Source organism: Janthinobacterium sp. PSRC1-1 (genome assembly GCF_049897525.1).
GTDB lineage: Bacteria > Pseudomonadota > Gammaproteobacteria > Burkholderiales > Burkholderiaceae_D > Janthinobacterium > Janthinobacterium tructae.
On the sequence record NZ_JAFCWK010000003.1, the window covers coordinates 392,867 to 417,683 of the forward strand.

Below are 24,817 nucleotides of genomic sequence, written 5' to 3' on the forward strand. Positions count from 1 at the left end.
TCAGCGCTGGTATTGCTTGAAGAAATTCCAGCTGATCACGGTGGCGTCCGGTCCCAGCTCATCGCTGAAGGGCCAGCCGCGAGGACCGCCGCTCCACGCATGGTTCATGCCCTCGACCGTGTACTTTTGCGCGATGACGGCGCCGTTGTGCAGGTAGGTGTCGATGGAGTAGCTGCGGCCGTACGGCACCGTCTGGCGCACGATGCTGTCGGCACGGTAGCGCACGCTGTCATTGTCGAGGCCATCGTCGCCAACATCGCTGGTCTGCAGGAATTGCTCGATGGTTTGCTCGCCGTTGAGCGGGTTGACGACGATGTCGGCCGTGCCGTGGAACACCATCGTCGGCATCAGCCGGCGCGGCGAACCGGAGCAGCGCCAGGCATCCTTGCCGCGCACTTTCGGGTCGAACGAGCTGCCGTTGAACAACGAATCGGCGGCCGTGAGCATGCCGATGGCGCCCTTGTACATGCCGCCCGAATGCACCATCACGGCGGCGAACACGTCGGAATAGCAGGCGGCCATGATGGAAGCCATGGCGCCGCCCGCCGAGATACCCGTCACGTACACGCGGCTGTCCTGCACCGCATACTTGCTCTTGACCTTGTTCAAGATACCCATCAGCACGGCAGGCTCGCCCGTACCCCGCTCCTGGTTCAGCGGCAACATGAAATTCCAGCAGCGCATGGGGTTGGCCGTGACGTTCTGGCGCGGATAGACGACGATGAAATTCTCGCTGTCGGCCAGCTGGTTGTAGCGGCTGACGGCGGCCATGCTGTTCGGCTCGGAACCGCAGCCGTGCAGCATCAGCACGACGGGCAGCGGCGTGTTCGGATTGTAGTTGCTCGGTAGCCAGACCTGGTACTCGCGCGTGCCCCACAGACTCGCGTACAGGCCGAAGTCCCACTGGCCAGCGGCCGCCGGCAGCGCGGCCAGCAAGCCGCAAGCGGCGATGATTGCAGATAACAAGTGACGCAGTTTAGATGCCATGCCAGTCTCCTGATTCATTAAGGACGAAAACAGCGACATGGGCCGGCTTGATCCAACGCAAACCGGCCACTCCTACAAGCTCTTAAAATTTATAGCCTGCCTTGGCGATGATCTGGCGCGGCGGGCCATAGAAACCGTCGAGGATGAAGACGGCGGGAATATTGTAGCCATCCGTGCGGTAGCGCTTGTTGCCCAGGTTGCTGCCATGCAGGCTGAAGGTCCAGTGCTTCGGTGCTTCCCACACGACGCCGGCCGTCCAGATGCTGTAGCCGCCCTGCGCCAGGGTTTCGCTCAAGTCCGTGGTCGGATACACCTTGCTGCGGTAGCCATAGCCGACCATGCTGCGCAGGGCGCCGCCGAAGACGTCGCGGTCCGTGCGCGTCACATTCAAGCCCACTTGCCGCGCTGGCGTATTGCTGAACTTCTGCGTATCCGCAATGTTCTTGCCGCCGCTCATGAACTCGTCATAGTTGGCATCGAGCAAGGCGAGAAAGCCGTTGACTTCCCACTGGCGGTTCGGGCGCCACGAGAATTCGAATTCCGCGCCTTTCACCGTCGCCTTGCCCGCATTCGTGAAGTCGCCATAGAAGCCCGGCACGCCGCCCGGCTGCACGTAGCTGGTAAACACGGACAACTGAATATCCTTGTAGCGGTTGTAAAACAGGGCCACGTTGGCGTCAAACGTGTCGTCGGGCGCCGCGTATTTCATGCCCACTTCCAGCGCGTCGAGTTTTTCATCCTTGTAGGGGCGCGCGGAATCGGGCACCACCAGGTTGTTGGCACGCACGTTGTAGCCGCCCGATTTGAAACCGCGCGACAGGTTGCTGTAGAAATTCGTCGTCTTCGACGCTTCATAGCGCACGGAGATTTTCGGCGAGGTATTGCTGACTGACAAGGACTTGTCGAAGTCGGCCGCCGTCTGGATGGGCCGCGTAAAACCCACGTCGGCAAAGGCGCGGTTAAGCACGATGGCGCGCTTTTCCTCGCGCGTGTGGCGCAAGCCCGCATTGATGCTCCACACCTTGCCCAGCGGCCAGGTCCAGTCCGTGTACAGCGCCGTACTGTCCGTCTCCACCGTGCTGACGGCGGCCGTGAACTGGCGCCCCAGGAAATTGTTGTAGATGCCGCCGCCGGCCGTGCCTTCGAAGCGGTACAGGCCGATCACGCCGGCGCCGTAGTCGCCGCTGTACGAGGCTTGCAATTCCAGGCTTTTCTGCTCGTCGCGCGAGTCGCCAAACACGTCGGCGATCGGTTGCGGCAAGCCGTCGAAGTCGATGGTTTGCTCGGACGTGCTGCGCCGCTTGGCGCCGATCACTTTCACGGACCAGTCGTTCGACAAGGTGTAATTGGCCACCAGCGAACCGCCACGATTATGCGTGAAGTTGTTGCCCGGCATGCCGCTCTGGATGTCATACGCATCCGTGCTGGCGGGACGCTTGAGCGGGTCAAACGCGCTCACGCCCATGCGCTGGAAACCGCGCACGCCCGACTTGTCGTCCGTGGCGTCCAGGCTCAGCACGACGGTCAAAGGGATGTCTTGTGGAAAGTAACCGACGGACAGGCGCGCGGCCGTGCTGTCCTGGTCGCTGACCTGTTCGCCATTGAAGGTGTTGCGGCCGAAACCGTCGCGGTCCAGCTTGGCAGCGGCCAGGCGTGCGCGCCAGGTGCCGTTCTCGTTGGCCAGGTTGAAGGCGGCCTTGAAGTTGCGCTGGTTGTAATTACCGATACCCACTTCCGCCGAGGCGCCGTTTTCCTTCGCCAGCGGACGCGAAATGTACTTGATGGCGCCGCCGATGGTGTTCTTGCCGTACAGGGTGCCTTGCGGGCCGCGCAGCACTTCGATGCGCTGCACGTCGAACACGTCGAGCAGCGCGCCTTGCGGACGGGCCATGTAGACGTCGTCAAAATAGATGCCCACGCCCGGGTCCACTCCCCAGACGGGGTCGGCCTGGCCCACGCCGCGAATGAAGGCCGTCAGCGTGGTATTCGTGCCGCGCGAAGCGTACACGGTCAGGTTCGGCACGCGTTCCTGCAAGTCGGCCAGGTTCTGGATATTCGCCCGTTCCAGGGCCTTGGCGGAAAACGCCGTGACGGCCAGCGGCACGTCCTGCAGCCGCTCTTCGCGGCGGCGGGCCGAGACCGTCACGGTGTCCATGCGTTCTTTCGCATCGCTGGCTTCCTGGGCCGTGCTGGCAGCAGCGGGAGTGGCTTCCTGCGCCTGGGCCTGGGTGGCAAAGGCACCGGCAACGGCGAGGGCGGCGGGCATCAATTTCAAAGCAAGTTTCATAGCGTCTCCAATGTCAGGCTTGCTTGCCACCAGGGAAGACGGCCGGATTCCAGAATCGCAAGACGTCACGGTACCGGCGCGCGCAATGCGAGCACCTGCCCTGCGATGACTGTTTCCGGCCCTCGGCCCGTGCGGCGAGTGGCCTGTTTATTTTGAATGTAGAGTAAGGAAGGACTGCAACAAGGTATTCACACGCTGCGCCTGGTCCAGGGGCGTGGCGTGGCGCGAGTTCGCGATGATCTCGATCTCGCACTGCTGAAACTGTGCGGCAAAGGCCCGCTTGCTGGCGACGGGCGTGTAATCCTGGTCGGCCGCCATGATGAAGACGGGCATGGCCAGGGCCTGGAAGTGAAGTTCGATATCCCAGTGGAAAATGGCGTCCAGCGCGGCCAGATAGGCGCGCTTGTCCATGCCTGCCATCTGCGTGGCGAAGCGCTCGACGAGCGCTTGCTGGGATGGATCGGGAAACAGTTTCTTGCCGATGATCTTGCCCATGGCTTTCAGGCCGAAGGTGGCAATCACCGTGCGGCGCAGCCAGTAGGCAAACAGCAACGACGCCGGCTTGCTGCCCTGGAACGGTTGCGAGTTGATCAGGCACAAACTGGCTACCCGGCCCGGCGCGCGGTTGGCCATTTCCAGGCCCACCATGCCGCCCAGGGAAAAGCCGACGACGTGCGCGCGCGGCACGTCGAGCTGGTCCATCAAATTGAAAAGATCGTTGGCGAAGTCGCCGATCTGCCAGTCGCCGCCCGGTGCGGGACTGCGGCCATGGCCGCGCATATCGGGCACGATCAGGCGGTGTGAACTGCCGAGGGCGTCGATCTGCGGGCGCCAGTCTTCGGCGCAGGAACCGAGGCCGTGCAGCAAAAACACGGGATCGCCCTGCCCTGTCTGTGTGCCGGGATCGAGGTCGAGGTAATGCAATGGAACATCGGATGTCGTGTGACGCCGCATTCTGTCTCCTTGCTGTTGAACATGCTTTGTGTTCAGGTGCAGGAATATGTTTTCCTGCTGTTGGAAAACATAATACGGAATCCGAATTCCGATTTCAAGTTAAATCGCTAAATATCTCAAGTCAGGTAATTTAAAGCAACACGCACCAGTTCATCTTCCAGTGCCGCGCCCGACAAAAAGGACAGCGAACCCGTCAGGGTATGCTGGTTCAGGATACCGAGCAGCACGGGCGGCACCACCATCATCGCCTGCGTGGGGTTCGGGTGGCGGATACTGGACGACTTGCTGGCCAGCACGGCGACCGTGCGTTGCGAAATCAAGTGATTGATCTGATGCACCCTGTCGCGAAATTGCGCATCCTGCGACGCGCGCGTGATCAAGGCGCGCAAGACGCCGCTGCGCCCGCCATTCACGGCCACGAACATCGCCACCATGGCGCGGATGAAGTCTTCCAGGCTGCGCCCTTCCCACTGGCGCAGCTCCGTCAGGGTCTCGACCTTTTCCACCATGTCGAAAAAAAAGCGCTGCAGCAGCAAGCGGCTCAGGGTGTCCTTGTCGCCCAATAAACGGTAAAAGGTGCCGACCGAGGTTTCCGCCAGTTTTGCCAGATCGGCCACGCCGATTTCATCGAAACGGTTTTCCGCCAGCAACTGTTCGCCCACCAGCAGCAGGCGCTCGAACGCTTGCTTGCTGCGCGCCTGGGTGGGCTCCGGTGGAACGATCATCTGCGGGAAGGGCATCGGGAAGGAAGGCATGCGGCGTCGGCGTCTCGAATAGTGGAACCTGAGTTCCGTTATGGGTGCGCGTATTGTAACGCGGGAGACGGCCGCTGGGGAGCGCCGCGTGGCGCCCTCGCGTGTGCTACCTGCCCTGCCACTCCATGTAGACGTCGGCACGCTGGTAATGCGCGTCGCCGGCGGGCCGCGCCACGTGGCTAAAACCGCTGCTTTCGTACAGGCGGATGGCGGGCGCCAGCTTGCTGTTCGACTCCAGGAACAGGAGCTTGGCGCCGCTGGCCTCGAAGGCGTCGAAAGCCCGTTCGATCAGGCGGCGCGCGATGCCCAGGCCCTGGCACTCTGGCGTGACGGCCATTTTCGACAGCTCGATGCTGGCGTCGCCGGCGCGTATCAGCGCGCAGGTGCCGACGATCTTGCCGTCCAAACGCGCGAGGAAAATCTGCCCGCCAGCGTCGAGGATGGAACTTTGCGGATCGGACAGCACCTTGTCGTCGAGCGCCTCGACATAGAAATAGCGTTCCAGCCAGGCGATATTCAGGCGCTTGAAATCGGCCGCGTATTGGGCCGCGTAATCGATGATTTCCACCGCGGCCCGCTCGCGCTGGCGCCGGCAGGCGGCGATCGTCTCGCCGAAGCCTTGCGATTGCAGGCGCGCTTCCGCCCGGTCCAGGCTGGCCATCAGCTGCGGCGTGCCTTGCTCGAACACCGCATCGACGGCGGCGCGCACATCGTCCCACAGGGGCGCCATGGTGCGCAGCAAGGCTTGCCCGGCGTCGGACAGCGCCAGCAGGCGGCGCCGCTCGTCCTTGGCGTCCGGCAGCTCCGTCACCATACCAGCGTCGAGCAGCTTGCGCCCCAGTTGCACCACCACCGGATGCGTCTGTCCGATCTGCGCGGCCAGGGCCGTGATCGCCGTGGGACCGTTGTCGCGCAGCAGCAATAACAAGGGGAAACAACGCGACGTCAGCTCGACGCCGGCGGCCAGATAGCTGGTATCGACACCCGCATACAGTTGATCGGAAAGACGGCGCAGGCGGCTGGCCAGCATCAGGGAGCCGTAGGTTTGCAAGTTGGAGGACATGAGATCAGGATATATGTAAGTAGTTACGTATACCCTAACGTAAACCGGCTTTCCAAGTCAAGCACAGGCTTGCCTAGTCCTCATCATCGGCCAGCGCCGCTTGCAGCCTGGCTTGAAACACGGTCTCGACCAGCTCTTCCAGAGTCGGCCACACCTGCGTCAGCCAGCGCTTGCCCTCCTCGCTGGGCGCCACATACGGCGTGTCGCGCATGGCGCAGTCCAGGCCGATGGCGATGACTTGTTCCGCATGGTCCAGGCCACCCGCGATCATGGCATCGATGGGGAAAGCGATCAGCTCTGCGGTCAGATGCGGACGCAGCAGGCAGGCGGGCGCGATGATGGCGAACGACGCCTCCATGTAACTCCAGCAGTTGGTGGGCCAGTGGGCAGCCTTGACGGCGTCGAGGAAGGCAGCGTCGCTGAAGGCATCCGGATGCGCTTGCGCTTGCGCATAAAAGGCGGCCAGGGCAACGAGTTGAGGCGGGGAAGTCCAGGTGGGCATCGGTCATTAATCCATGCAAAGCCGCGCCGGGCTGGCGGCAGTGGCGGACTGTAACATGTTCAATTAACACGCTGAAACACCAATGGCCGGGCATAATCATGTCCGCCGCCACTCTCGCCAGTCACAGCCATGCCAACCGCCTTTGAACTATGGAAAGCCGAATTACTAATTGTGGGCAACATCGTCCAGGATGACGATACCAGCACGCCGCCCGATGAAGCGCAGCGGCGCTTCCAGCGCTACTGCGCCATGCTCGACGCGCTGACGGGCGCGGAAGGCGCGCACTACGCGCTGGCCATTGTTCAGTCCGTGCAAGCCGGGCACGATTACGGCGCCTACCAGACGGCCAACCACGCCGCCTGGCGCTTCGGCGAGACGGCGTATTGCGCCGCCCTGCTGCAGGAATTGCCGCGCCTGATCGCCAGCTTGCCAGACTGGGCCGGTGACTTTCTCGTCGGTATCGCCAACGGCGCGGGCACGCCCCACGCCTCGACCATCACCTGCTTCAACACCCTGCTGGCCGCCGCGCCGACCGCGCAGCAGGCGCTGATCGCGGATTTTATTGCACAGGAAGAAGACGATGGCTGGTTCGAGCATTGCCCTGGCGTGCTGGGGCATCCGTAAGACCCGTCTGTTTGCGCATGCGCGCCAACACTCATTACCTGTTTATATCAGGAGGAAGACAATGCTGCTATCACTCGACGACCCCATCTGGCCCACCCTGGAAGGCGGCTACCGCATGCCCTACGACGTGGCCGCAGCGCTCAAGGCCATGCAGGCGGGCGAAGACGTCTGGCATGAACTGTGGGAAGAGCTGCACCACCAGGGCGACGTGGGCATCGCCTCGTATGCGGCCGTGCCCCAGCTCGTCCACCTGCTGGGCAACGCGCAATCGCGCGAGGAAGATTTTTATGCGCTCATCGCCCTGATCGAGCTGGAGCGCCACCGCAAGCACAATCCGCCCCTGCCGGAGTGGCTGGCCGGCAGCTACCAGGCAGCCTGGGCGCAGCTGCCCGCCATCGCCGCGCGCGACCTGCAGGGCCAGCTGGACCCCGTCATGCTGGAATCCGTGTTTGCCGTGCTGGCCCTTGCCAAGGGCAAGCTGCGGCTGGGCGCCCTGCTCCTGCAGATGGACTCGTCCGAAGTGGATGAATGGCTGGAAGAGCGGCTGGGCTGGACCGAGGTCTACGGCGAAGATACCTGACAGTCAGAAACGCTCGTCGCGCAGCGCCGGCAGCACCAGTTCGCGCACGAACGAGGCATTCGACAGGCTCAGCAGCATGCGCACGACGGCAACGACATCATGCACGGGGATCAGCTCGCCTTCGCCCCGTGCGGCGGCGTCCGCCAGCGGCACGGACAAGCCATCGTAGGTATTCAAATAGCCCAGCTGCAGCGCCGTGACGGCCAGTCCCTGTGCGCGGAAACCTTCGCGCAAGGCGTCGGCGATGCCGTTCAGGGCAAATTTCGAGGCGCTGAACGTCACTTCCGGGCGGCCGCTCTGGCGCAGACCCGACGTCGACCCCGTGAGTATCAACTGCGGTTTGCTGCTGGCCAGCAAACGCGGCACCAGGCGCTTGAGCAGCAATATCGTCGCCGTAATATTCGTATTGACCATGTCGACGATGGCCTCGTCCGCATCGCCGAGGAAAGCATAGTCATCGCTGAAGGCTTTTTCTTCCCACACGCCCAGGTTGTAGATCACCGCGTCCAGCACGGCGGGCGCGACACGCGCGATGCGTTCGACGGCCTCGGCCGGCGCGGCCAGGTCCGCCGCGATCCATTGCAGCTGGGTGCCCTGGCCGGCAGGCAAGTCGGCGGGTTGCTGGCGCGATACGCCGATGACGGTATGTCCGTCAGCGAGCAAACCGTCCACCAGCGCGCGTCCCAGGCCCCGGCTGGCGCCCACGATCATGATGTGCATTGTGTGTCCTTTCCAATGAAGTCAACGCTGATGATAGCGGCGTTGTATTAAGCACAGCTGAGGCTATTCCCCATACGCACCGCATTTACTCACACGGCGGAAATGCGTATGCTAGGTCCGGCAATCTCCGATAACACACAAGAACGAGACACATGCCTACTTCCAATACCGCCGCAATCAACGCCGCAAGCCGTCCCCTCACCAAACAAGACTACAAGACCCTGTCACTGGCCGCCCTCGGCGGCGCGCTGGAATTCTACGATTTCATCATCTTCGTCTTCTTTGCCAACGCCATCGGCCAATTGTTCTTCCCGCCGGAAATGCCGGAATGGCTGCGCTTGCTGCAAACCTTCGGCATCTTCGCCGCCGGCTACGTGGTGCGTCCGCTGGGCGGCATCGTCATGGCCCACTTCGGCGACTTGCTCGGCCGCAAGCGCATGTTCACCCTGTCCATCCTGATGATGGCCGTGCCGACCCTGCTGATCGGCCTGCTGCCGACCTACGCCACCATCGGCCTGGCCGCCCCGCTGCTACTGCTGCTGATGCGCGTCTTCCAGGGCGCGGCCGTGGGCGGCGAAGTGCCGGGAGCCTGGGTGTTTGTGTCCGAACACGTGCCGAGCCGTTTCACGGGCTTTGCCTGCGGCGTGCTGACGGCCGGCCTGACGGTGGGCATTCTGCTCGGCTCGCTCGTCGCGACGGGCTTGAACACCGTCTACACGCCGGCAGAAATCACCAATGGCGCCTGGCGCTATCCGTTCCTGCTGGGCGGCCTCTTCGGCTTTGGCGCCATGTATTTGCGCCGCTGGCTGCATGAAACCCCGGTCTTCGCGGAAATGCAGCAACGCAAGGCGCTGTCGACGGAAATGCCGTTGAAATCCGTGCTGCGCAGCCACCGCGGCGCCGTCGCCGTGTCGATGCTGCTGACCTGGATGCTGTCAGCCGGCATCGTCGTCGTCATTTTGATGACGCCTGCCCTGCTGCAAAAGATCCACCACATCGCGCCGCGCACCACCCTGGTGGCCAATACCGTGGCCACCCTGTGCCTGGCCTTCGGCTGCATCATCGCCGGCATGCTGGCCGACCGCCTGGGCGGCAAGCGCGTGATCTTCGTCGGCTCCGTGCTGCTGGCCATCAGTACATATATCTTCTACACCACCGTCGGCAGCCGTCCCGACCTGCTGCTGCCCCTGTACGCGATGACGGGCCTGTTCGTCGGCGTCGTCGGCGCCGTGCCCTACGTGCTGGTGCAGGCGTTCCCGGCCCAGGTGCGCTTCTCGGGACTGTCGTTTTCCTACAACTTGTCGTACGCGATTTTCGGCGGCCTGACGCCCGTGGTCGTGACGTTGATGCTGAAGAACAACGTGCTGGGCCCCGCCTATTACGTGATCGGCGTGTGCGTAATCGGCATGCTGACGGCGCTGTTCATCAAGGACCAGCGGCAGACCGTGGGACGCTAAACGCGCCCCTGCGCCCCAAGCCGCCTTCGGGCGGTTTTTTTTCGCGCCGATTTGTCGCGCTGCACCAAATTCTGAAAAGGCGTTTCACATCGCGGAATCTAAACCACCAGACTCAGCCATAAATTCTCTCACTTTTTGAAAATTCATTTCATATCCTGAAAAATCATAATTAAGTCATTGAAAAACAAAGACTTAATTTAAGTTATATGTCTTATATAAGACTTGAACATCGACGCGAATCAGCCTACTATTTAGTCATGCAGTTTGCTTCGACAAGACGTTGTGGCGCACTCGGCGATTTTCTCAAACATAGCTTTTCTTTTTAGGAGATTCACATGTCCCAATATCAAGACGACATCAAAGCTGTTGCTGGTTTGAAAGAGCAACAAGGCAGCGCCTGGAACGCCATCAATCCCGAGTCCGCCGCCCGCATGCGCGCCCAGAACAAGTTCAAGACCGGCCTGGACATCGCCCGCTACACGGCGAAGATCATGCGCAACGACATGGCTGCCTACGATGCGGACCCATCCAAGTACACCCAGTCGCTCGGTTGCTGGCACGGTTTCATCGGTCAACAGAAGATGATCTCGATCAAGAAGCACTTCAACAGCACCGACCGCCGCTACCTCTACCTGTCGGGCTGGATGGTCGCCGCCCTGCGCTCCGAGTTCGGCCCGCTGCCAGACCAGTCGATGCATGAAAAGACCGCCGTCTCGGCCTTGATCAAGGAACTCTATACCTTCCTGCGCCAGGCTGATGCCCGCGAACTGGGCGGCCTGTTCCGCCAGCTGGACGCGGCCCAAGGTGCTGAGAAGCAAGCGATCCAGGCCAAGATCGACGGCCACATCACCCACGTCGTGCCCATCATCGCCGACATCGACGCCGGTTTCGGCAATGCGGAAGCGACGTACCTGCTGGCGAAACAGTTCATCGAAGCGGGCGCCTGCTGCATCCAGATCGAAAACCAGGTGTCCGACGAGAAACAATGCGGCCACCAGGACGGTAAAGTCACGGTGCCACATGAAGACTTCCTGGCCAAGATCCGCGCCATCCGCTACGCCTTCCTGGAACTGGGCGTGGACGACGGCATCATCGTCGCCCGCACGGACTCCTTGGGCGCCGGCCTGACCAAGCAGATCGCCGTCACCAATGAACCAGGCGACCTGGGCGACCAATACAACTCCTTCCTCGACTGCGAAGAAGTGTCGGCCGACGCGCTGGGCAATGGCGACGTCATCATCAAGCGCGAAGGCAAGCTGCTGCGTCCAAAACGCCTGCCAAGCAACCTGTTCCAGTTCCGCGCCGGCACCGGAGAAGAGCGTTGCGTGCTCGACTGCATCACCTCGCTGCAAAACGGCGCCGACCTGCTGTGGATCGAAACAGAAAAACCGCATATCGCGCAAATCGGCGGCATGGTCAGCGAAATCCGCAAAGTCATCCCGAACGCCAAGCTGGTGTACAACAACAGCCCATCGTTCAACTGGACCCTGAACTTCCGCCAGCAGGTGTATGACATCATGAAGGCCGACGGCAAGGACGTGTCCGCCTACGAACGCGCCCAACTGATGAGCGTGGAATACGACCAGACGGAATTGGCGATCACGGCCGACGAGAAAATCCGCACCTTCCAGGCCGACTCGGCCCGCGAAGCCGGCATCTTCCATCACCTGATCACCCTGCCGACCTACCACACGGCCGCCTTGTCGACCGACAACTTGGCCAAGGAATACTTCGGCGACCAAGGCATGCTGGGCTACGTGGCCGGCGTGCAGCGCAAGGAAATCCGCCAGGGCATCGCCTGCGTGAAACATCAAAACATGTCCGGCTCGGACATCGGCGACGATCACAAGGATTACTTCAGCGGCGAAGCGGCGCTGAAAGCGGCTGGCAAAGACAATACCATGAACCAGTTCTGAGTTTTTGGTTTGGCTGTAGAGTGAAAAACCCGCTTCGGCGGGTTTTTTTGCGTCTGCGCTGCGGGCAGGTGGCAATTTCGTAGGTCGGCTTAGCGAACGCGTAAGCCGACATGCACAGCCGCAGGCGCGGCTTGGTGGGGTTGTTTATTGAGTACAAAAACGCTTCCGCTATCTTTATTGCGTTTGACCCCTTGCAGCGCAGCGACTATGCTGAAATACACGCTCAGCTCAATCACAGGGAGCGGCCATGTATATCCCCGTTGTCATTTTCAAAGATGCAGCCAGCATGTACGGTGTGAACGTCCCCGACATCCAAGGCGTCCACTCATGCGGCGACAGCGTGGAAGACGCGCTCGACAACGTCCGGGCAGCCATCACCAGCCACATCGAGACATTGATGGAACTGGGCGAACCCGTGGATATCAGGCAATCGAAGCCCTGCAGGACTATCCTGAACATGCGGGTGGCATCTGGGCATTGGTGCACCTCGACCTTGAAAAACTCGACAGCAAGCCCGAACGCATCAACATCAGCCTGCCACGCTTTGTGCTGAGCAAGATCGACCGCTATGCGGCGGCGCGGCACGAGACGCGCAGCGGCCTGCTGTCGCGTGCGGCGCTCAGCTTGATCGAGGCCGAAGCCAAGGGCGGCGGAGCGCGGTGATACCAAAATGCCTTAATGGCAATCGATATCGATCTCGTTCTGCCCAGCCTTGCTGCCTTTCCTGTAGGTAAATTCGCACAGGCTGATACTGTCGTCCATCCTTCTCGACAGCGTTACTTCACCATGCACGCCGTAGCTGCATTGCAGCCACTTGCCATCTGGATAGCGGCCTTCCAGACGGTAGCTGAGCGTCGTTTGCCCTTTCTTCTTGCGCTCCCCGCTGGGCACCAGCTGCCCCCTGCGCTCCGGTGCGCCATCGATAGGCGCTGCGGCGCTCAGGTAGAGGGGGCTGCCGATATGCGGCGTCCAGCCAGCCGGTACGCCGGTCAGGCTGATCGATGCCGCAGGCACGCTCTCGGGGCAAGCATATGAGGCGGCCATGGCTGCCTGCGCGAGCACCGGGAAAAGGCAGCAGGCGGCGCAGGTCAACAAACGTCTAGGTTGCATGGATACTCCCCTATTCGATGACGAAAAAAGCATCGGCATTGTTGCTGGGGTCGATATGCAAGCCATTCTTGTACTGGCCTTTGGAACGCACGGTGCGCGAAGTCACGATACCTGGGCGCTTGCCCGACCGCTGATCCATGACAATAATCCCATCCAGCGCCTGCCCCATATACAGGGCTGCGTGATTACCTTGTTGATGATTCGCATACTTCCCATTGATGAACGTGGCAATGGCCGTGCCTTTGCGCAGAAAGCGATTTCCCAGCACTGCCTCCCCCTGCTTCCAGCCCATTGGGGCAGGCGCGCCCGCGTAGTGGCGGACCAGCGCAACGCATTGATGGTTGCCGACCATGGTGGTTTTTTCCAGGTCGTCGACTTTGGTGTAGGTGTAGGACATGGGACTCTCTTGACTTTGTGGGAGAGGCTTACGATATATGGGGGAAACTATGGGGGAGTTGAGAAGGGACAAGGTTTGCGGGGGAGTAAGGGTTACGCAAATTTGATTGCGCATCTGTATTCGAATGAATACAATGTTTTCATGAAGACGGTCAAAAAAAACAAGTACTTCAGCAACTGGTTGTCCGATATCAAGGACGACAAGACCCCAGCACATCATCCGGCTGGAAAATGGGCTGGGTGACGTGAAGGCAGTTGGTGGCGGCGTGCGTGAATTGCGCATTGATGTAGGGCCAGGCTGGCGTGTCTACTTCATCGAAGTTGAAGGCTACGTGATCGTGTTGCTAGCAGGAGGTAACAAGAGTACCCAGACTGCCGACATCAAGAAGGCTAGGCAGATGGTCACAGAATTGAAGAAGTCTGCTGCAGCGAAATCCGCCGCAAAACCGAAAAATTAATAGCGACCCGAAGCAATACAGGAGGTGCATCATGACTGAGCACAACATCACATTGTCCGACCTTGAAGGGCTGGATCTGGAAGACTTCGACCCAGCGGAATACATCACCAGCGATGAAGCGGCAGCCGCCTACATCACGCAAGCGCTGGCAACGAACGACGCCGCCATATTTGCCGCCGCCATTGGCGATATCGCCCGTGCGCGCGGCATGAGCGAAATCGCCAAGGCGGCTGGCTTGGGGCGCGAGAGTTTGTACAAGGCACTGCGCCCGAATAGTCAGCCGCGCATGGAAACCATGACCCGCGTTCTTGGTGCGCTTGGGGTGCGGCTGGTGGCGGAGGTTATTGGGGCTGGGAAGGGGGAGGCAGCTTCGGCCGATAGCGTTGCAAGGACTAGTCTGCCGGCCATGCCTGCTGCGAAATAGGCAGTGGCTGGGAAACCGCGGTTGCGGGGCGAGTCGGTTTGGGTCTAGCCGACGGCAGCGAAGGCCGGAGGTACAAAGGCCGCTGCGCATCGGCCACGAGTACTGCTCGGTTAATTGTCTTGTTAGTTCACTAAATCGTATGCGGCCTAGGGCAGGTCTGCCATTTGGACACGGACTGATGCGCTGGGCGTCGTAGAAGCGTGCTTAGTAAAAATCCTGATTAGAACCACCAACGTGCGCCGGAGGCGCACGGGGCTGCCGCAGCGGTAGCCGTTGGTCGGTTCGGAGAGAGAGGGGCTCGACACTTCGCGTCTCCGCGCAGGGCGCAGGCCTGGAGGGTAATTCCTATCATAGAAAGAAACCCTTACCTGCCAAGAACCTTTTACTGTTCCGCGCGCAGCGTTCCCCTAAGCACGCCCTATTGTGGTGCTACGGGAATGCACAGCCCTCTTCACTTGACTTGTAGAAAAAACCAAGATCATTACGAATTCCGCCATTCTGATGAGCGTCGAGCGCACTGGTCCAGATATAACATGAACCTAACAACTCTGAATCAACAGCACTTTTTTCGCGAATACAGTGGAAAATTCTTAGATAATAACAATATCAAAGTCAAGAAGCTTCCGAGAACATCGATAATATTACCGTGGTGAATTAGGTATAAAAGAAGGGGAAGAAGACCGCTCATAAACGTATCTCTTCGCAGGGACGTACTCCTCTCTTCTCATAAGATTAACCACCCTTACCGACTTATTATATTTCAAGAATTTATAAATGAAGTATCTTGAGACCTTATCCTCATGAGTCGAAAGAATTATCTGCCTGTCACTAAAATCATTTCTCAACAATTCCACCAAAGATGACATGTTAATGTCATCCATTGTCTGCACGGGATCATCAATCAAAATTGTTTTGAAATTTTTAGAATAAACCTTATTTAGAGCGAGTGTCAGCGATATAACTACAGCAGATATTTGCCCAGAACTCATAGTGTTTAACACATCATGATCACCTTCTAAATTAGCAACGAACCGTACATTCTTAAGTTGATCACCTCCAGTGGGGTCTTTTATAAATATTCCGTGACCTACACCCACTTGATGAGTCTGAAGAATTTTTCCAGAATAAATAAAAAATGGAATTTCGATATCTGTTATTAGGCGTTTTCGGTATTGACTAATCTGAGTCCGAACCACACCAATTATTTCAGCCAGTTGCGCCTTCTTGTGGTCAAGTTTTATCATCCTTGCCTCACCCACCTTTCTCCTTTTCAATACAGAGTCTAGCGATTTAGAGTATTGGATTCGCAAGTAATTTACTTTATCAGAAATACTATTTCCACTAAATGAATTAACCAATGAAGCATCCTGCATAAAGAAAATTCTGTGTATACGCTCGAATTGCCCATTAGCGTTTGCATCAGAAAATTCATCACTCTGCGCCGGTGAATTTTCTCTTATCCTAGCAGATAATCTGCGAACAGCATTTTCTATTTCATCAGAATCTCGTTTAGATGGCAACTTCTTTTCAACTAGATCATCACTTATAATATTTTCACTATTTAGCCAAGCACTAAGACGATGCAACCTCTCTTCCAATTGCTTTGCCGCAACCAATCCTGTTAATTCGTCATCACCTAGATAGGATACTTTCGAAATATTTTCCGACACTAGTTCGACCAGCGGAGTTAAATGCTCCGTTCTAAACATATCTCGCATAAGGACAAGCCTCCGCTGCTGCCCATCAAGTAGGCCCCGAAGAAATTGTCCCTGCTTTATAACATACGACATTAAAACTTCATGAGAATCATAGTTATTACCACACAGAGGACAGTCGCAAATTTCGGCAGCCTTATCCAAGTGGTTTATAAGTAACTCTCTATGCTTGATCAGATCGCTATATTCGGCACTGGCACCAGTTTGCTCTTTTTCAGCCGAAATCAAATCATTCAACTTATCCATAAATTCTTTGGATGATCCAATATTGATCGATTCAAACAGCGCACCAATATCAAGACGAGCGATACTTAACAAGTCTCCTTGAGAAAGAACAATTAAAGACTGCCGTAAAAGTCGACCAAGCGCATTAAGTTCAATGTAATGATCTACATCGTTCAAAACATTAAAAAATTTTATATAGCTCTTCAATAAATCGACTTGCTGCGAACTCCTTACATAAACACGATCTTTTAAAAACTCGCTCCTAAATTCGACAAAAGTACTTATACTCGCAAGTTCGTCAAGAAAGTAGTTTAGCTTATCTTTACTCCAATCTTTTACAGTCAAATTATCCCACTCGGGTCTATCTGATTCATTTATCCATGGCAAAATATATTCGTGGTGTATAGTCTCAGCCTCCTGTAAACCGAGGCTCTGTATATCATTTTCTGCGTTGATTTCTCCGATCTGGCGACGGGTTTCCATTCGCAAAGAATCCACCTTCTTTTGAAGAGACAATAATTTATTTAATTTCTCTTCTACCACCTCAGTGCCACCAAATAATCCAGCTAGAGCTTCGGCACGCTGATTTTCATTATTTGTTTTCAGAAATCGCGCACTTTCTTCTTGTTGAATATAATGAAATAGATGATAATCTCTCAAGAATTTGCGATTATTTAAGATACGATCAATTTCATTTGGATTAATCTGAATCCATTTATCATCACATTTTTCAAAAGTATCCCATAATTCCTGAAACTTAGAAATCTTTGTTGCATCTTTTGGCAATGGGCTTTTTAGCTTGCGTAATATTGAAACATTTTTTTTACCACCTAGTTCCAACTGAATTTCCACGTCAGCTGCGCTGTTATGTGCAACTACGACGTCATTTGGGATTTGACGATTTTCTAAAGGTATAAGTCTGCCGATATTGCCTGTGAAAGCAAGCTCCAAGGCATCAAACACAGAGGTCTTTCCATAACCATTAGGACCATCCATTAAAACCAGATCACTTCCTTCAAAGCCGATGGAATAATCTTCTGGACCAAATAACTTGAAATTCCTAAACGTGATTTTCTTTATTGAAATCATTTTTAACCTACGGTTGATCCAGCCAAACATCGAACTTCTTGTCAGAATTGAGCAATTCCTCTGAAATAGAACTTTCGTACATCGCCACTTGTTGTTTAGTCATGGATGTACTAATCGCACCCTCCAAATCATGAAGCGATTTCACTGGCGGAATATAATTTATGAGTGGAAGCTTAGAAACAATTTTCATTAAAAGAGAATAATAGTTCCTGGATGCGCCGCCACTAGACTTAAATGCCCGAAATAAGTCACCACCCCCCTCATTTATAATATTATTTATATATTCATTGGTCAATTTAAGAACACCATCCTCTGATTTAACCTTATCCGCTATACTATCAATCTCCGCAGCTACGTAAGAGATCACGTTTTTCTTGAAATTATAATGATCTTCTTCGATAGACAAGGCTAAGCCAACTGGACAAGCTGTTTCTTCACAGCAAATTATTAAAGTACTATTTTTCTGAAAATAATCGGCCATATTTTTTTGCGCTGAAAGTTCATCAAATAGCTGATCTGCTTTCTCATTAAAAATGAGAGCCAATGATAATTCTGTTTGCACAAGGCTTTCCAAAACAACAAAATACTCTTCTTTTGATGAGCGATCTACTGTTTCGAATACGTAAAATTTATACCCCTCTAATGTAACATCACTTAAACACTGAACATAACCATTGTTTGTCAATATATTGGATATATAGTCAATCAGCATTTAGTTCGCTCTTAGCTAATGTAGTTGGAATTAGGCGCAAATTTTCACAAATATACATTCTTTTTTGACGATGATCTTCTGACGCAGTATCCGGTGCGACAGTATGGTTTCGCCCCCGCTGCCCAAGGTCATTGATCAACGCTCCTTCATATATTAAATTATTGATTTCAAATAGTGATTCAATTAAACCTGGATTTTCAAATATTCTTCGCGCAATCATCGACGGTGTAAGGTCGGGTCTTATTGTTGTGGGCAGATAGACAGCCTTTGGCCTTAGAGGAGATCTATAGGTCAGCCTTGCAGCAGATAAATCATAGTCGATTTTTCCACAATCAATCTCATGAAATATTTTCAACAGCACCAAGAGGATAGCATCAAGTTCTACCACACTCATTGCTGCACCAAGATTATTAACGGTATGAAAAATCATTTGCGGAGAAAAACGCTCGTACAATCTCCACAAAAACTCCGGCCGCATTGGCGACAATAAATTGCGAATTTCAGTCAAATTACAGAGCGCTCCAGTATCTAAAACTGGCTGCACATACAAATCTGGCTCCCCCATAAATTCATCGAATTTATCAAAAAATGCAGACTTGAATTCAAAATGTAAATACTGAGCGCTTACATCCTCAAAATCTTTCGCCAATACCTCCAAAATCTTATCGAACTCTATAGGCAATATGATCGGAGATCCAAGAGCCAAGTGTCGGGAAATTATATATTCATCAATCTCACCGAGAAAAAAACGGAAGGCGTTATCTATCTGCTTTCCGCTATTAAATATGGCACGCGCCGTGAAGGCTTTAGATAACTCTTCTTTAATTTTATTATTTACCTCCAACAGATCACAAAAATAATTTCCATCTGGATACCTATAACAAGACAGCCTCGATATAGATGAATTTATATCAAGCCTAATATTATTAATAATACTAAGCAATTCACTCTCGGTCTTTGCTGGGAACGCATTACGAATAATAGCCGACTGTTTAGGTATCTTTTTATCTACGCTGGCAGCTCTACCTATAATCGTGTTTTTTGGACATGGAGACATTAGATAATCGGAAACAACTCCTGAAAATTCATCACGAAGTAAGTCTTGAATACTCTTATGTGGCTTAGAGTTTATTTTTTTCCAGGTATGAATAAATCCATCGGAAGATGTATTTTTCTCTAGCTCTAAGACCAGACCAAAAAGAGCATTTTTATAACTACTAAATTCGGCGTCTTGATACGCTTTAACTTGGTGGATTGTATTGCTATTACCATTTATTTGAATTTCAAAGTCTTCCGTATTCTCAAGAATAAGTTTATATCCAGAAAAATCAAAATTCGGGTCGATTGAAAGCTTTCCATTAATTATAAATAACGCATGAAATAATGCTACTTTTCCTTGGTAATTAAAACCGCTCCAGGAAGGGGAGGCGTCATATGCCATTTTAAGATCTTTCTATCGCCACAGATTCAGGTGACTCTCCGCGATTGTCGTCTCCGCTATTGCGATTCTCTGACAACGGGCTCACAAAAGAGTGTTAAGCGATATCTTGCTACACTAAGGACAGGATACCATGTTGCCAAATTGAAAAATACTCACATTCTCACACCTATCCCTACTAGCAGTCGGGTTAGAGAAATGAGCTCCGGCATATTGCCGGCCATAGACGTATACACTTCATGGATTGGCCCAATTCCTCACGCATATGGAATGCCGTCACAGGATGCCTCCCCCCATTGATCGATGCTGTGGTTGGACACGGACTAGGTTGAACACGGACTGATGCGCTGGGCGCCGTAGAGGCTTGCTCAGTCGAAACCTAATTAGAACCACGAACGCGCGCCGCAGGCGCGCGGGGCTGCCGCGCAGCGGCAGCAGTCAGTGGATTCGGAGAGGGCCGGGCCGGTAGGCCCGACCCTTCGAATCTCCCGCGCACGCCCCGCAGGGGGCGTGCTTCTCTCCACCTACAGACGAAAAAAAAGCTACCCGAGGGTAGCTTTTTCTTTTTCGTCTTTGGCGGAGAGAGGGGGATTCGAACCCCCGATAGAGTATTACCCTATACACGCTTTCCAGGCGTGCGCCTTCAGCCGCTCAGCCATCTCTCCTGAAGGCAATGCGCGCGTCTTGCTTGCTCACATTGTGTACTGCATATCGCTTGTCGCGAAGCCGCAGATTATAGCAAAGATTCTACAGACTGCCAAAGTTATTTACCCTGGGGTAAAAGTTTGGCCAGGCCCGCCGGAAGGATGCGCCCCAGCGGTGCGCACTGCCCTTCCGGCGGGACTGGCCTGTCTGTTAAGACGTTTCTTTCAACTGATCCAGAATCGCCGGGTTTTCCAGGGTCGACACGTCTTGCGTGATCGTCTCGCCCTTGGCCAGCACGCGCAGCAGGCGGCGCATGATTTTGCCGGAGCGGGTTTTTGGCAGGTTGTCGCCGAAACGGATTTCCTTCGGTTTCGCGATCGGGCCGATTTCCTTGCCGACCCAGTTGCGCAGCTCCAGCGCCAGTCGTTTCGCTTCCTCGCCTGTCGGACGCGCTTGCTTGAGCACCACGAAGGCGCAGATCGATTCGCCTGTCGTGTCGTCCGGACGGCCCACCACGGCCGCCTCGGCCACCAGCGGGTTGGCGACCAGGGCCGATTCGATTTCCATCGTGCCCATGCGGTGGCCCGACACGTTCAGCACGTCATCGATGCGGCCCGTGATGGTGAAGTAGCCCGTTTCCTTGTTGCGGATGGCGCCGTCGCCTGCCAGGTACATCTTGCCGCCCAGTTCTTCCGGGAAGTAGCTGGACTTGAAACGCTCGGGATTGTTCCAGATCGTGCGGATCATCGATGGCCATGGACGCTTCACCACCAGAATGCCGCCCTGGCCGTTCGGCACGTCCTGGCCCGCTTCGTCGACGATGGCGGCCATGATGCCCGGCAATGGCAGGGTGCAGGAACCGGGGACCATCGGCGTCGCGCCTGGCAACGGGGTGATCATGTGGCCACCCGTTTCCGTTTGCCAGAAGGTATCGACGATCGGGCATTTCTCGCCGCCGATGTGCTTGTAGTACCACATCCACGCTTCCGGATTGATCGGCTCGCCAACCGTGCCCAGCAGGCGCAGGCTGGTCAGGTCGTAGTTGCTTGGATGGACTTTCGGGTCCACGTCGGCCGCCTTGATCAGCGAACGGATGGCCGTGGGGGCTGTGTAGAAAATGCTGACGTTGTGTTTCTTGATGGTTTCCCAGAAGCGGCCCGCGTTCGGGTAGGTCGGGATGCCTTCGAACACCACTTGCGTGGCGCCCACGGCCATCGGGCCGTACGCGATGTAGCTGTGGCCCGTCACCCAGCCGATGTCGGCCGTGCACCAGAACACGTCGTCGGGCTTGATGTCGAAACTCCACTTCATCGTCAGCGCGGCCCACAGCAGGTAGCCGCCGCTCGAATGCTGCACGCCCTTCGGCGTGCCCGTCGAACCGGAGGTGTACAAAATGAACAGTGGATGCTCGGCATCGACCCATTCCGGCTCGCATTGCGCGCTCTGGCCTTCGACCAGGTCGTGCAGCCAGGTGTCGCGGCCGGCCACCATCGGCAGGTCGCTGCCCGTGCGCTTGTAGACGATGACGTTTTTCACGCACTCGCAGCCGCCCAGCGCCAGCGCTTCGTCGACGATGGATTTCAATGGCAGCTTCTTGCCGCCGCGCAATTGCTCGTCGCCCGTGATGACGGCCACGGCGCCCGCGTCGATGATGCGTTCCTGCAAGGACTTTGCCGAGAAGCCGCCGAACACGACGGAGTGCGTGGCGCCGATGCGCGCGCAGGCTTGCATGGCAGCAACGCCTTCGACGGACATCGACATATAGATGATGACGCGGTCGCCCTTGGCGATGCCCTTGGCTTTCAGGCCGTTGGCGAACTTGCAGACTTTTTCGTGCAGTTCTGTATACGTTGCCTTGGTGACGGTGCCGTCATCGGCTTCGAAGATGATGGCCGTCTTGTCGCCCAGGCCATTTTCAATGTTGCGGTCCAGGCAGTTGTAGGACACGTTCAGCAGGCCGTCTTCGAACCACTTGTAGAACGGCGCGTTGTCTTCGTTCAGGGTGCGGGTAAACGGCTTCTTCCAGCTCAGGTTTTCGCGCGCCAGCTTGGCCCAGAAGCCTTCGTAGTCGCGTTCGGCATCGGCCACCATGGCGCGGTAGGCGTCCATGCCGGAAATCGTTGCCTGTGCAGCAAATGCTGCCGACGGTTCAAATACGCGCGACTCTTCCGGTCCCTGCTGCTCAGTGCCCTGCCCTTGGTTCTCTATAGCGGCCATGCTAGTCTCCAGTGTAGTAATTGTTTGTTAACACAATATTCCTGCTGTCTTACGGACGCCTTACATGCAACGTTTTCCTCGATCCATTCTAACCATAATCGCCACCGGCGACGGGCGTCAAGCGTACGCCGCCCAGCATTCTGGATGGAAAAACGGATATCAAGTCAATTAGCTGGCGTCGCTTTGTGTTTCATCAAGGCCAAGAATCCAAATCGAGGGCATGCGCAGTGATCAGCAGCGAGTGTAAAATGTCGGGCATACCAAAAATTGGTATTTACCCCCAGGAAACTCCAGATGATCGACCACTCACAAAAGCCCTCCCATAGCAAACTGCATCCCCTGTCCGCCTTCATCTTCATGTCGCGCTGGCTGCAGCTGCCGCTGTACCTGGGCCTGATCCTTGCCCAATGCGTCTACGTATTTCATTTCTGGGTGGAACTGTCGGACCTGATCGGCGCCGTGTTCGGCAATGACGCGGCCCTGCAGCACGTCTTGACGGCCGTTGCCGTACCGGGCGGCACCCTGCCGACCAAGCTCAATGAAGCGACCATCATGCTGGTGGTGCTGGGCTTGATCGATGTGGTCATGATCTCGAATCTGTTGATCATGGTCATCATCGGCGGCTATGAAACGTTTGTCTCGCGCATGCACCTCGATGACCATCCGGACCAGCCGGAATGGCTGTCGCATGTGAATGCGTCCGTGCTGAAGACGAAACTGGCGATGGCCATCATCGGCATCTCGTCCATCCACCTGCTGAAGACCTTCATCAACGCCAACTCGTACAAGATCGAAGTGATCATCGCGCAAACGGTGATCCATATGGTCTTCATCCTGTCGGCGATGGCGATTGCGTACACGGACCGCATCATGACCGTCACGCAAAATCAAGCCAGAGCACCACACTAAAGAAAAGAAGCCCATGGCTGCCAGCGGCGGCCATGGGCTTTCAGCAAAGAGTCCTACCCTTCTTATCCACCGCGAGAACACCATGACTGTCATAAAGCAAGAAGACCTGATCGAATCCGTCGCCGCAGCGTTGCAGTACATTAGCTACTACCACCCTGCTGATTACATCGAGCACCTGGCGCGCGCCTACGCGGCCGAGCAAAGCCCGGCGGCAAAAGATGCGATCGCGCAAATCCTGACCAACTCGCGCATGTGCGCGGAAGGCAAGCGTCCTATCTGCCAGGACACGGGTATCGTCAACGTCTTCCTGAAAATCGGCATGGGCGTGCGCTTCGAAGGCTTCTCCGGCACGGTCACCGACGCCGTCAACGAAGGCGTGCGCCGCGCGTACAACTTCGACGACAACAAGCTGCGCGCCTCCATCGTGGCCGACCCGCATTTCGACCGCAAGAACACCAAGGACAACACGCCCGCCGTGGTGCACATGGAACTGGTCGAAGGCAATACCGTCGACGTGAAAGTCGCTGCCAAGGGCGGTGGCTCGGAAAACAAATCCAAGATGATCATGATGAACCCGTCCGATTCGCTGGTGGACTGGGTCATGAAGACCGTGCCAACGATGGGCGCCGGCTGGTGCCCGCCTGGCATGCTGGGCATCGGCATCGGCGGCACGGCCGAGAAAGCCATGTTGATGGCAAAAGAAGTGTTGATGGAAGACATCGACATGTTTGAGCTGAAACAGCGCGGCCCGCAGAACAAGCTGGAAGAACTGCGTATCGAGCTGTGCGACAAGATCAACTCGCTGGGCATCGGCGCGCAAGGCCTGGGCGGCCTGACGACCGTGCTCGACGTGAAAATCATGATGCACCCGACGCACGCCGCATCGAAACCGGTCGCCATGATCCCGAACTGCGCCGCCACGCGCCACGGCCACTTCGTGCTGGACGGCTCCGGCCCTGCCTACATGACGCCGCCGTCGCTGTCGTCGTGGCCGGAAGTGCACTGGACGCCGGACACGGAAAAATCCAAGCGCGTCGACCTCAATACCCTGACGAAAGAAGAAGTCGCTTCGTGGACGCCGGGCCAGACCCTGCTGTTGAACGGCAAGATGCTGACGGGCCGCGACGCCGCGCACAAGCGCATCCAGGACATGCTGGCCAAGGGTGAAGAGTTGCCGGTCGACTTCAAGAACCGCGTGATCTACTACGTGGGGCCAGTCGACCCCGTGCGCGACGAAGCCGTCGGCCCGGCCGGTCCGACGACCGCCACGCGCATGGACAAGTTCACCGACATGATGCTGGAAAAAACGGGCCTGATCGCCATGATCGGCAAGGCTGAACGTGGCCCGATCGCCATCGAATCGATCCAGCGCCACCAGTCGGCCTACCTGATGGCTGTGGGCGGCGCCGCCTACCTGGTATCGAAAGCCATCAAGCACGCCAAGGTGCTGGGCTTTGCCGACATGGGCATGGAAGCGATCTACGAATTCGACGTCGTCGACATGCCGGTGACGGTGGCCGTGGATGCGAAAGGCACGTCGGTGCACAACACGGGTCCGAAAGAGTGGCAGGCGAAGATCGAGCAACTCAATAGCGTCAGCAAGATTCCCGTGACGGTCGCTTAAACAAGCTCTA

General features: G+C 56.2%; 21 protein-coding genes, 1 tRNA gene and 1 pseudogene. 9 read left to right on the plus strand and 14 right to left on the minus strand.

Translation table 11 applies throughout. The features are described 5' to 3' along the window. The 6 genes from ACP7DW_RS08380 to ACP7DW_RS08405 all read right to left on the minus strand — a co-directional run bounded on the left by ACP7DW_RS08380 (position 1) and on the right by ACP7DW_RS08405 (position 6,548). The gene (locus ACP7DW_RS08380; RefSeq protein WP_426054562.1) at positions 1–987 is read right to left on the minus strand and encodes an extracellular catalytic domain type 1 short-chain-length polyhydroxyalkanoate depolymerase; all 987 of its coding nucleotides are present in this window, start codon (positions 985–987) and stop codon (positions 1–3) included. Positions 988–1,069: 82 nt separating this feature from the next. Beyond that, on the minus strand, positions 1,070–3,274 hold the full coding sequence (locus ACP7DW_RS08385; RefSeq protein WP_426054561.1) for a TonB-dependent receptor: 2,205 nt from the start codon (positions 3,272–3,274) through the stop codon (positions 1,070–1,072). 147 nt (positions 3,275–3,421) lie between these two features. Continuing rightward, entirely contained in the window at positions 3,422–4,228 is an 807-nt protein-coding gene (locus ACP7DW_RS08390) for an alpha/beta fold hydrolase (RefSeq protein ID WP_426054560.1), read from the minus strand. Between the two features lie 116 nt (positions 4,229–4,344). Further along, positions 4,345–4,983 carry a TetR/AcrR family transcriptional regulator gene (locus ACP7DW_RS08395; RefSeq protein ID WP_426054559.1) on the minus strand — a complete coding sequence of 213 codons (639 nt, stop codon included), beginning with the start codon at positions 4,981–4,983 and terminating at the stop codon, positions 4,345–4,347. A 106-nt stretch (positions 4,984–5,089) separates the two neighbouring features. Next, positions 5,090–6,046 carry a bifunctional helix-turn-helix transcriptional regulator/GNAT family N-acetyltransferase gene (locus tag ACP7DW_RS08400; protein ID WP_426054558.1) on the minus strand — a complete coding sequence of 319 codons (957 nt, stop codon included), beginning with the start codon at positions 6,044–6,046 and terminating at the stop codon, positions 5,090–5,092. A 73-nt stretch (positions 6,047–6,119) separates the two neighbouring features. After that, entirely contained in the window at positions 6,120–6,548 is a 429-nt protein-coding gene (locus ACP7DW_RS08405; protein WP_426054557.1) for a hypothetical protein, read from the minus strand. 129 nt (positions 6,549–6,677) lie between these two features. Here ACP7DW_RS08405 and ACP7DW_RS08410 point away from each other — a divergent pair, with 129 nt between their 5' ends. Together ACP7DW_RS08410 and ACP7DW_RS08415 are read left to right on the plus strand one after the other, a co-directional pair. Continuing rightward, entirely contained in the window at positions 6,678–7,172 is a 495-nt protein-coding gene (locus ACP7DW_RS08410) for a hypothetical protein (RefSeq protein ID WP_426054556.1), read from the plus strand. 61 nt (positions 7,173–7,233) lie between these two features. Further along, entirely contained in the window at positions 7,234–7,752 is a 519-nt protein-coding gene (locus ACP7DW_RS08415) for a hypothetical protein (protein WP_426054555.1), read from the plus strand. Between the two features lie 3 nt (positions 7,753–7,755). Here the strand turns inward: ACP7DW_RS08415 and ACP7DW_RS08420 are convergent, their stop codons facing one another. Further along, positions 7,756–8,472 carry an SDR family oxidoreductase gene (locus tag ACP7DW_RS08420; RefSeq protein ID WP_298410583.1) on the minus strand — a complete coding sequence of 239 codons (717 nt, stop codon included), beginning with the start codon at positions 8,470–8,472 and terminating at the stop codon, positions 7,756–7,758. Positions 8,473–8,624: 152 nt separating this feature from the next. Here ACP7DW_RS08420 and ACP7DW_RS08425 point away from each other — a divergent pair, with 152 nt between their 5' ends. The 3 genes and pseudogenes from ACP7DW_RS08425 to ACP7DW_RS08435 all read left to right on the plus strand — a co-directional run bounded on the left by ACP7DW_RS08425 (position 8,625) and on the right by ACP7DW_RS08435 (position 12,508). Then, on the plus strand, positions 8,625–9,929 hold the full coding sequence (locus tag ACP7DW_RS08425) for an MFS transporter (protein ID WP_426054554.1): 1,305 nt from the start codon (positions 8,625–8,627) through the stop codon (positions 9,927–9,929). Between the two features lie 335 nt (positions 9,930–10,264). Continuing rightward, positions 10,265–11,845: an isocitrate lyase gene (locus ACP7DW_RS08430; RefSeq protein WP_426054553.1), complete on the plus strand. Its 1,581-nt coding sequence runs from the start codon at positions 10,265–10,267 to the stop codon at positions 11,843–11,845. Between the two features lie 286 nt (positions 11,846–12,131). Beyond that, positions 12,132–12,508: pseudogene (locus ACP7DW_RS08435) on the plus strand (type II toxin-antitoxin system HicB family antitoxin). 12 nt (positions 12,509–12,520) lie between these two features. On the opposite strand, the gene ACP7DW_RS08440 reads toward ACP7DW_RS08435, so the two are convergent. Next, the gene (locus tag ACP7DW_RS08440; RefSeq protein WP_426054552.1) at positions 12,521–12,955 is read right to left on the minus strand and encodes an STY0301 family protein; all 435 of its coding nucleotides are present in this window, start codon (positions 12,953–12,955) and stop codon (positions 12,521–12,523) included. A gap of 10 nt (positions 12,956–12,965) precedes the next feature. Then, a complete protein-coding gene (locus tag ACP7DW_RS08445) occupies positions 12,966–13,352 on the minus strand; it encodes a BPSL0067 family protein (RefSeq protein ID WP_426054551.1) in 387 nt (128 codons plus the stop codon). 217 nt (positions 13,353–13,569) lie between these two features. On the opposite strand from ACP7DW_RS08445, the gene ACP7DW_RS08450 reads away from it, so the two are divergent. Continuing rightward, a complete protein-coding gene (locus tag ACP7DW_RS08450; RefSeq protein WP_426085202.1) occupies positions 13,570–13,809 on the plus strand; it encodes a type II toxin-antitoxin system RelE/ParE family toxin in 240 nt (79 codons plus the stop codon). Between the two features lie 31 nt (positions 13,810–13,840). Next, positions 13,841–14,233, plus strand: a complete 393-nt coding sequence (locus tag ACP7DW_RS08455; protein WP_426054550.1) for an addiction module antidote protein — start codon at positions 13,841–13,843, stop codon at positions 14,231–14,233. Positions 14,234–14,874: 641 nt separating this feature from the next. Here the strand turns inward: ACP7DW_RS08455 and ACP7DW_RS08460 are convergent. From ACP7DW_RS08460 to acs, 5 genes are all read right to left on the minus strand, one after another. Continuing rightward, a complete protein-coding gene (locus ACP7DW_RS08460; RefSeq protein WP_426054549.1) occupies positions 14,875–17,292 on the minus strand; it encodes an AAA family ATPase in 2,418 nt (805 codons plus the stop codon). Next, a complete protein-coding gene (locus ACP7DW_RS08465) occupies positions 17,270–17,974 on the minus strand; it encodes an ABC-three component system middle component 1 (RefSeq protein WP_426054548.1) in 705 nt (234 codons plus the stop codon). Before ACP7DW_RS08465 ends, ACP7DW_RS08460 begins: the two co-directional genes overlap by 23 nt. Next, complete coding sequence (locus ACP7DW_RS08470; RefSeq protein WP_426054547.1) at positions 17,964–19,415, minus strand: ABC-three component system protein; 1,452 nt, start codon at positions 19,413–19,415, stop codon at positions 17,964–17,966. Before ACP7DW_RS08470 ends, ACP7DW_RS08465 begins: the two co-directional genes overlap by 11 nt. Positions 19,416–19,986: 571 nt before the next feature. Next, positions 19,987–20,077, minus strand: a tRNA-Ser gene (locus tag ACP7DW_RS08475). A 190-nt stretch (positions 20,078–20,267) separates the two neighbouring features. Continuing rightward, a complete protein-coding gene (acs, locus tag ACP7DW_RS08480; RefSeq protein WP_426054546.1) occupies positions 20,268–22,274 on the minus strand; it encodes an acetate--CoA ligase in 2,007 nt (668 codons plus the stop codon). A gap of 294 nt (positions 22,275–22,568) precedes the next feature. On the opposite strand from acs, the gene ACP7DW_RS08485 reads away from it, so the two are divergent. Together ACP7DW_RS08485 and ACP7DW_RS08490 are read left to right on the plus strand one after the other, a co-directional pair. Next, complete coding sequence (locus ACP7DW_RS08485; protein WP_099760432.1) at positions 22,569–23,183, plus strand: YqhA family protein; 615 nt, start codon at positions 22,569–22,571, stop codon at positions 23,181–23,183. Between the two features lie 82 nt (positions 23,184–23,265). Continuing rightward, complete coding sequence (locus ACP7DW_RS08490) at positions 23,266–24,807, plus strand: fumarate hydratase (RefSeq protein ID WP_426054545.1); 1,542 nt, start codon at positions 23,266–23,268, stop codon at positions 24,805–24,807. Positions 24,808–24,817: the final 10 nt, after the last annotated feature.